Source organism: Kluyvera sp. (genome assembly GCF_965301105.1).
In genome coordinates this window covers 1-8537 of the sequence record NZ_CBDKZX010000117.1, presented here as the reverse complement: position 1 = coordinate 8537, position 8537 = coordinate 1, and the positions used below count along the sequence as shown (strand labels likewise).

At 54.2% G+C, this 8537-nt stretch carries 10 protein-coding genes and 1 other RNA gene; 7 read left to right on the top strand and 4 right to left on the bottom strand.

Annotation, left to right across the window (positions count from 1 at the left end; all coding sequences use genetic code 11):
• Positions 1-377: signal recognition particle receptor subunit alpha (locus ACW14G_RS21325; protein ID WP_455648777.1), on the bottom strand; the 377-nt coding region annotated here is incomplete at its 3' end.
• A gap of 224 nt (positions 378-601) precedes the next feature.
• Between ACW14G_RS21325 and ACW14G_RS21320 the strand changes: the two genes are divergently transcribed.
• On the top strand, positions 602-1393 hold the full coding sequence (locus ACW14G_RS21320; RefSeq protein WP_163448355.1) for a cytochrome C assembly family protein: 792 nt from the start codon (positions 602-604) through the stop codon (positions 1391-1393).
• Between the two features lie 16 nt (positions 1394-1409).
• Complete coding sequence (locus ACW14G_RS21315; protein ID WP_163448353.1) at positions 1410-2696, top strand: HlyC/CorC family transporter; 1287 nt, start codon at positions 1410-1412, stop codon at positions 2694-2696.
• Between the two features lie 42 nt (positions 2697-2738).
• Here the strand turns inward: ACW14G_RS21315 and grpE are convergent, their stop codons facing one another.
• Positions 2739-3332: a nucleotide exchange factor GrpE gene (grpE, locus tag ACW14G_RS21310; RefSeq protein WP_455648776.1), complete on the bottom strand. Its 594-nt coding sequence runs from the start codon at positions 3330-3332 to the stop codon at positions 2739-2741.
• A gap of 121 nt (positions 3333-3453) precedes the next feature.
• Here grpE and nadK point away from each other — a divergent pair, with 121 nt between their 5' ends.
• From nadK to bamE, 3 genes are all read left to right on the top strand, one after another.
• Positions 3454-4332 (top strand): NAD(+) kinase, encoded by an 879-nt coding sequence (gene nadK, locus ACW14G_RS21305; protein WP_064543386.1) that lies wholly within the window; start codon positions 3454-3456, stop codon positions 4330-4332.
• Between the two features lie 85 nt (positions 4333-4417).
• Positions 4418-6079 (top strand): DNA repair protein RecN, encoded by a 1662-nt coding sequence (recN, locus tag ACW14G_RS21300; RefSeq protein ID WP_249022865.1) that lies wholly within the window; start codon positions 4418-4420, stop codon positions 6077-6079.
• Between the two features lie 148 nt (positions 6080-6227).
• Positions 6228-6566 carry an outer membrane protein assembly factor BamE gene (gene bamE / locus ACW14G_RS21295; protein ID WP_064543353.1) on the top strand — a complete coding sequence of 113 codons (339 nt, stop codon included), beginning with the start codon at positions 6228-6230 and terminating at the stop codon, positions 6564-6566.
• Between the two features lie 64 nt (positions 6567-6630).
• Here the strand turns inward: bamE and ACW14G_RS21290 are convergent, their stop codons facing one another.
• Together ACW14G_RS21290 and ACW14G_RS21285 are read right to left on the bottom strand one after the other, a co-directional pair.
• Positions 6631-6927 (bottom strand): RnfH family protein, encoded by a 297-nt coding sequence (locus tag ACW14G_RS21290; protein ID WP_223803200.1) that lies wholly within the window; start codon positions 6925-6927, stop codon positions 6631-6633.
• Complete coding sequence (locus ACW14G_RS21285) at positions 6917-7354, bottom strand: type II toxin-antitoxin system RatA family toxin (RefSeq protein WP_064543350.1); 438 nt, start codon at positions 7352-7354, stop codon at positions 6917-6919. Before ACW14G_RS21285 ends, ACW14G_RS21290 begins: the two co-directional genes overlap by 11 nt.
• A gap of 151 nt (positions 7355-7505) precedes the next feature.
• Here ACW14G_RS21285 and smpB point away from each other — a divergent pair, with 151 nt between their 5' ends.
• Positions 7506-7988 (top strand): SsrA-binding protein SmpB, encoded by a 483-nt coding sequence (gene smpB / locus ACW14G_RS21280; protein WP_064543348.1) that lies wholly within the window; start codon positions 7506-7508, stop codon positions 7986-7988.
• Between the two features lie 184 nt (positions 7989-8172).
• Positions 8173-8535: a transfer-messenger RNA gene (gene ssrA / locus ACW14G_RS21275) on the top strand.
• Positions 8536-8537: the final 2 nt, after the last annotated feature.

The window sequence follows — 8537 nt, the reverse complement described above, 5'->3', positions numbered from 1 at the left end:
TCGCGCAGGAATTTACCCAGCTTACCGACGCTGGTGGTTTTACCCGCACCCTGCAGGCCCGCCATCAGCACGACTGCCGGCGGCTGCGCGGCGAGGTTCAGCGTCTGGTTCTCTTCGCCCATCGCCGAAACCAGTTCGCTACGCACGATTTTGACGAATTCCTGACCCGGAGTCAGGCTTTTGTTAACTTCATGACCAACCGCTTTTTCTTTTACGCGATTGATAAAATCACGCACTACCGGCAGCGCAACGTCAGCCTCCAGCAGCGCCATGCGCACTTCGCGCAGCGTCTCTTTTACGTTGTCTTCAGTAAGGCGTCCACGGCCACTGATATTGCGCAGCGTGCGCGACAAACGATCGGTTAAATTATCAAACATTGTCTCTCGCCTGGGGTGGAAACGGTGAGTCGCTTACGCGACAAAAAAACGGAAATTTGCGGGAGTATAACACGACACCGAGCGAGTTGTGAGGCCGTGGTTGGCGCTGATATCGCGTAACGTGACGCCATCCCCCTCACACCACCTGTGCGCCTTGATACAACTCGAGGGATTTTGCGTATATACTGCTTCTCTTTCTTCACTTTGACGACTGCCGACTCTTTATGCCTGTGTTTGCCCTGCTCGCGCTTGTTGCCTACTCCATCAGCCTGGCGCTGATCATCCCCGGACTGCTGCAAAAAAACAGCGGCTGGCGGCGTATGGCGATTCTTTCCGCCACCGTGGCGCTGGTGTGCCATGCATTTGCGCTGGAAGCCCGTATCCTGCCGGGCGGTGACAGCGGGCAGAATCTCAGCCTGTTAAACGTTGGCTCGCTGGTGAGCCTGATGATCTGTACGGTGATGACCATCGTTGCTTCGCGTAACCGCGGCTGGCTGCTGTTGCCCATCGTGTATGCCTTCGCGCTGATCAACCTCGCCTTCGCCACCTTTATGCCCAATGAGTTTATTACCCATCTGGAAGCGACGCCGGGGATGATGGTGCATATCGGCCTGTCGCTGTTCTCCTACGCAACGCTGATTATTGCCGCTCTGTATGCGCTACAGCTGGCATGGATTGACTATCAGCTCAAGAATAAGAAGCTGGCGTTCAATCACGAAATGCCGCCGCTGATGGTCATTGAGCGCAAAATGTTTCACATCACCCAGGTTGGCGTCGTTCTGCTCACGCTGACCCTCTGTACCGGCCTGTTTTACATGCATAACCTCTTTAGCATGGAAAATATCGACAAGGCTGTCCTTTCCATCATCGCCTGGTTCGTCTATATCGTGTTGTTATGGGGTCACTATCACGAAGGGTGGCGCGGTCGCCGGGTGGTTTGGTTTAACGTGGCGGGCGCTGGCATTCTGACGCTCGCCTACTTTGGTAGCCGCGTGATTCAACAATTCGTGGGCTAAGTACTAAGGAATTCTCTTGGAACATATCTCTACCACCACGCTGATCGTGACGCTGATCATCATGGTGGTCATCTCCGCCTATTTCTCCGGTTCTGAAACCGGCATGATGACGCTCAATCGCTATCGACTACGTCATCTGGCGAAGCAGGGCGACAAATCCGCGCGGCGAGTTGAAAAGCTGCTGAAAAAGCCTGACCGTCTCATCAGCCTGGTGCTGATTGGCAACAACCTGGTCAACATCCTGGCTTCCGCGCTCGGTACCATTGTCGGCATGCGCCTGTATGGCGATCTGGGCGTCGCCATCGCTACCGGCGTGCTGACCTTTGTGGTACTGGTGTTCGCTGAAGTGCTGCCCAAAACCATCGCCGCGCTCTACCCGGAAAAGGTCGCCTATCCCAGCAGCTTCCTGCTCGCGCCGCTGCAAGTTCTGATGATGCCGCTGGTCTGGCTGCTTAACCTCATCACCCGCATCCTGATGCGCATGATGGGCATTAAAACCGACATCACTATCAGCAGCGCGCTCAGTAAAGATGAGCTGCGCACCATCGTGAATGAATCCCGCTCGCAGATTTCACGCCGCAATCAGGACATGCTGCTGTCGGTGCTGGATCTGGAAAAGGTCAGCGTCGATGACATTATGGTGCCGCGCAACGAAATCGTCGGCATCAACATCAACGACGACTGGAAATCTATCGTCCGCCAGCTCACCCACTCGCCGCATGGTCGCATCGTGCTGTACCGCGATAGCCTCGACGACGCCATCAGTATGCTGCGCGTGCGCGAAGCCTATCGTCTGATGACCGAGAAAAAAGAGTTTACCAAAGAGGTGATGCTGCGCGCCGCCGATGAGATTTACTTCGTGCCAGAGGGAACGCCGCTCAGCACCCAGTTGGTGAAATTCCAGCGCAATAAGAAGAAAGTGGGACTGGTGGTTGACGAGTATGGCGATATTCAGGGGCTGGTGACGGTGGAAGATATTCTGGAAGAGATCGTCGGCGACTTCACCACCTCTATGTCGCCATCGCTTGCCGAAGAAGTTAACCCGCAAAATGATGGCTCCGTCATTATCGACGGCGGCGCCAACGTGCGCGAACTGAATAAAGCCTTCAACTGGCACCTGCCGGAAGACGAAGCGCGCACCATGAACGGGATGATAGTTGAAGCACTGGAAGAGATTCCGGCTGCAGGCACGCGCGTTCGCATTGCCCAGTATGATATCGATATTCTCGAGGTGCAGGATAACGTGATTAAGCAGGTGCAGGTGAACCCGGTGAAACCGCTGCGGGAAAGCGTGAAGGATTAAAGATATCCCCTCTCCCCGGCTGGGGAGAGGGGAACGCGAAGGTTATGCCTTCGCCTTCGCAACGGAAACCATCGCCGCGCGAATAGTACGACCGTTCAGGGTGTAACCCTTCTGCATCACCATCAGCACATTGCCAGCGGCCACTTCGTCAGACTCCACCATCGCAATCGCCTGGTGAACGTTCGGGTCCATCGGCACGTCGATATCGGCGACAACCTGCACGCCAAATTTCGCGACCACGTCCAGCATCGACTTACGCGTCAGTTCAATACCTTCGATCATCGCCGCCATCGCGTCGCCGTCTTTGTTGGCCACTTCCAGCGCACGGTCCAGGCTATCCAGCACCGGCAGCAGTTCGTTGACGAATTTTTCCAGCGCAAACTTGTGCGCCTTCTCAACGTCAATTTCAGTGCGACGACGCAGGTTTTCCATTTCGGCCTTCACACGCAGTACGCTTTCGCGCTCGCGAGTTTCGGCTTCCGCCAACTGCGATTCAAGGTTCGCAATTTTTTCGTCGCGCGGATCCACCTGCTCAGCAGAAGCGTCTGGTTCAACCGCCTCAACTTCTTCGTGCTGATCCATGATAATTTCTTCCGGGGCTTGCCCCTCAGGCGTTTTCTGTTCTTTACTACTCATGAATTTCTCCGCGTTTTTTCGCAATCATCTCGCTAACTTGGCTTATTATGGGGATAAGATTTCGGGTTTCAAGGGAAGCTCTCACATTGTCACCAATCTTCGGCACAAGGACATTCAGAAAATGAACAATCATTTCAAGTGTATCGGTATTGTAGGACACCCTCGTCACCCGACGGCCCTGACGACACATGAAATGCTCTATCGCTGGCTGTGCACCAAAGGCCTCGATGTGATTGTTGAGCGCCAGATAGCCCAGGAGCTGAAGCTCGATAATGTGAAAACCGGCACGCTGGCCGAAATTGGTCAAAAAGCGGATCTCGCGGTGGTGGTTGGCGGCGACGGCAATATGCTCGGCGCGGCGCGTACTCTCGCGCGCTACGACATCAGCGTCATTGGCATTAACCGCGGCAACCTCGGCTTCCTGACCGACCTTGACCCCGACAACGCCCATCAGCAGCTTGCCGACGTACTGGACGGCAATTACATTGCTGAAAAGCGCTTCTTACTGGAGGCTCAGGTATGCCAGCAGAACTGCCAGAAGCGGATCAGCACCGCCATCAACGAAGTCGTGCTGCACCCGGGCAAAGTGGCACACATGATTGAGTTTGAAGTGTATATCGACGAGACCTTCGCCTTCTCCCAGCGTTCCGATGGCCTGATTATCTCCACCCCAACCGGCTCCACCGCCTACTCACTTTCCGCCGGGGGGCCGATTCTCACCCCATCATTAGATGCGATTACTCTGGTGCCAATGTTCCCGCATACGCTCTCCGCGCGCCCGCTGGTGATTAACAGCAACAGCACCATCCGCCTGCGTTTTTCGCACCGCCGCAGCGACCTGGAAATCAGCTGTGATAGCCAGATTGCCCTGCCCATCCAGGAAGGCGAAGATGTCTTGATCCGCCGCAGCGACTATCACCTGAATCTCATTCACCCTAAAGACTACAGCTATTTCAATACATTAAGCACAAAACTTGGCTGGTCAAAAAAATTGTTTTAATTTTATCGCCACCTCTTTACTGGATAAAAAACCAGTCTATACTGTATGAAAACACAGTTATGGGTTTTCATACAGGAAAGCGGCTATGTTGGCACAACTGACCATCAGCAATTTTGCAATCGTTCGTGAACTTGAAATCGACTTCAACAGCGGCATGACGGCCATCACCGGGGAAACCGGTGCGGGTAAATCTATTGCAATTGATGCCCTCGGGCTGTGCCTGGGCGGTCGAGCGGAAGCCGACATGGTCCGCGTTGGCGCCACACGCGCCGACCTCTGCGCGCGCTTTGCGCTAAAGGACACGCCTGCGGCCTTGTGCTGGCTTGAGGAAAACCAGCTGGAGGATGGCCGCGAGTGCCTGCTGCGCCGCGTCATCAGCAGCGATGGTCGTTCTCGTGGCTTTATTAACGGCACGGCCGTACCGCTTTCCCAACTGCGAGAGCTGGGCCAGTTGCTTATTCAGATCCACGGCCAGCACGCACACCAGCAGTTAGTCAAATCCGAACACCAGAAAACGCTGCTTGATGCCTACGCAGGCGAATCGACTCTCACGCATCAAATGGCGGAAAATTACCGTCTCTGGCACCAAAGCTGCCGCGATCTGGCGGCTCACCAGCAGCAAAGCCAGGAACGCGCCGCGCGAGCCGAGCTGCTGCAATACCAGCTGAAAGAGCTGATCGAGTTCAATCCGCAGCCCGGTGAATATGAACAAATCGATGAAGAGTACAAGCGCCTTGCAAATAGCGGCCAGTTACTCTCCACGAGCCAGCACGCGCTGGCTATCCTGGCCGACGGCGACGACGTAAACCTGCAAAGCCAGCTCTACACAGCCCGTCAGTTGGCCGGTGAACTGGTGAGCATGGACAGCAAACTCTCCGGCGTGCTGGATATGCTGGAAGAAGCGGCCATTCAGCTCAGCGAGGCCAGCGACGAGCTGCGCCATTATTGCGATCGCATGGATCTCGATCCAAACCGTCTGTTCGAGCTGGAACAGCGTCTGTCAAAACAGATTTCCCTGGCGCGGAAGCATCAAATCTCGCCGGAAGCGCTGCCTGAATACTACCAGTCGCTGTTGGACGAACAGCAGTTGCTCGACGACCAGAGCGACTCACTCGAAACGCTCAAACTGGCGGTTTCTCGCTATCACCAACTGGCCCTGGACACCGCGCGCCAGCTGCACGCTCAGCGTCAAGCCAGCGCACAGGAGCTGGCGCAGCTGATTACCGACAGCATGCATATGCTCTCGATGCCGCACGGCCTGTTTGATATTGACGTCAGCTTTGAAGAACAGCATCTGACCGCCGAAGGCGCAGATCGTATTGAGTTCCGCGTCACCACTAACCCGGGGCAGCCACTGCAGGCGATTGCCAAGGTTGCCTCAGGCGGTGAACTGTCGCGTATCGCGCTGGCCATTCAAGTGATTACCGCACGCAAGATGGAAACACCTGCGCTGATTTTCGATGAAGTGGACGTCGGGATTAGCGGCCCAACGGCGGCAGTCGTCGGTAAGCTGCTGCGCCAACTGGGTGAATCGACCCAGGTGATGTGTGTGACCCACCTACCGCAAGTAGCAGGCTGTGGGCACCACCACTTCTACGTCAGCAAAGAGACCGACGGCGCAATGACCGAAACCCATATGCAACCCCTGGACAAACGCGCTCGCCTGCAAGAGCTGGCGCGGCTGCTGGGGGGCAGTGAAGTCACCCGTAATACGCTGGCGAATGCGAAAGAGTTGCTGGCCGCATAAACTTTTTTGATTTCTTAGAGTCTGAGTTCACAATAAAAACGCCGTAAGACCTGATATCAAAGGTTTCCAACTTACCTCAGGTCTATTATCATCGGCACATGACATATGAGCCGCGTACTGCTCGGGCCCGAAAAGGAATCAAATCACTATGCGCTGTAAAACGCTGACTGCTGCCGCAGCGGTTCTTCTGATGATGACTGCAGGCTGTTCCACTCTGGAGCGAGTGGTTTACCGTCCTGATATTAGTCAGGGGAACTACCTGGCACCTAACGATGTAGCGAAAATTCGTCCAGGCATGACCCAACAACAGGTCGCCTACACCTTAGGTACCCCGATGATGACCGATCCGTTCGGCACCAACACCTGGTTCTATGTTTTCCGCCAGCAGCCTGGGCATGAAAAAGCAACCCAACAAACGCTGACGTTGACCTTCAACAGCAGCGGTGTGCTGACCAACATCGATAACAAACCAGCGCTGACCAAATAAGTCAGCGGTGACAAAAAAGCGCTCATTGAGCGCTTTTTTATTGTCTGTAAATCACGGTAAGGCGCTATCCCTTTTTCTGCGCCGACTTCTCCGCCCGCTGACGGCGAAGCTCTTTCGGATCGGCAATCAGGGGACGATAAATCTCAACCCGGTCGCCGTCGTGAACTTCATCCTGCAATTTAGCAGGACGGCTATAAATACCGACCTTATTTTTGCTCAGGTCAATATCATCACGCAGCGCCAACAACCCGCTTGCCTGAATCGCCTGCTCGATCGTGGACCCTTCCTCCAGGGTGACACGCTGCACGTACTGCTTTTGCGGCAGCGCGTAAGCCACTTCCACGGCAATCTTACCCGACACGGTAAACCTCTCTGGCACGCATCGTGAATGCCTGCACCATATTCAGCGCCAGCTCTTTAAAGATACGACCAAACGCCAGTTCAATAAGCTTATTGGTAAACTCAAAATCAAGATGGAATTCAATCTTACAAGCGTCCTGGCTTAACGGTGTAAACTTCCAGCCGCCAATCAGCTTTTTAAACGGCCCATCGACCAGATGCATCAAAATGCTCTGGTTATCGGTTAAGGTATTACGCGTGGTAAAGGTCTTACTGATACCCGCTTTTGCGACATCGACCGCCGCCGTCATTTGCGTCGGTCCAGACTCCAGAACGCGGCTGCCCGTACAACCGGGAAGAAAATCCGGGTAGGCATTCACATCATTCACCAGTTGATACATTTGCTCCGCGCTGTAGGGAACCAGCGCAGTACGGCTAATCTGAGGCATAGCAATTTCCATGATCGAACACGGCGTAAATAGTATCATTTATCTACGGTTAAAAAAAACGGACACAGGCTATATCGTGCTAAGATAACGCATTACGCCTCGCGGGAGCTTGAGGCTAGGTTTATCAGATTAGCGATAATTTCAGGATATTATGACAAAGAAAAAAGCACACAAACCTGGATCGGCCACGATTGCGCTGAATAAACGCGCCCGCCACGAATACTTTATCGAAGAAGAGTTTGAGGCGGGCCTTGCACTCCAGGGCTGGGAAGTGAAATCCCTGCGCGCAGGTAAAGCCAACATCGGCGACAGCTACGTTATCCTGAAAGACGGTGAAGCGTTCCTTTTCGGCGCCAACTTTACCCCGATGGCCGTGGCATCTACGCATTACGTTTGCGATCCTACCCGCACGCGTAAACTGCTGCTCAACCAGCGCGAACTGGATTCTCTGTACGGGCGTATCAACCGCGAAGGTTACACCGTAGTCGCGCTGTCGCTGTACTGGAAAAACGCCTGGTGTAAGGTGAAGATCGGCGTCGCCAAAGGTAAAAAGCAGCACGACAAACGCTCCGACCTGAAAGATCGTGAATGGCAGCTCGATAAAGCGCGTATTATGAAACATGCAGGGCGCTAAGCCAGATACCTGTCCAGCTACAACAAATATCCCCCAACCTATGGGGGATATTTTTTAGTATCAGCCCATTATCCCTCCTGAACACCGCCAACTGCGCGAGAAACGCACAGCCAACAGCTTGTTGAGACACGTTTTTTGCTGGCAACACCTTCCGCATCTCTGTTATACTTGCTGCAACACTATTGGGGCTGATTCTGGATTCGACGGGATTTGCGAAACCCAAGGTGCATGCCGAGGGGCGGTTGGCCTCGTAAAAAGCCGCAAAAAATAGTCGCAAACGACGAAAACTACGCTTTAGCAGCTTAATAACCTGCTCTGAGCCCTCTCTCCCTAGCTTCCGCTCTTAAGACGGGGATCAAAGAGAGGTCAAACCCAAAAGAGATCGCGTGGAAGCCCTGCCTGGGGTTGAAGCGTTAAAACTAATCAGGCTAGTTTGGTAGTGGCGTGTCTGTCCGCAGGTGCCAGGCGAATGTAAAGACTGACTAAGCATGTAGTGCCGAGGATGTAGGAATTTCGGACGCGGGTTCAACTCCCGCCAGCTCCACCAAA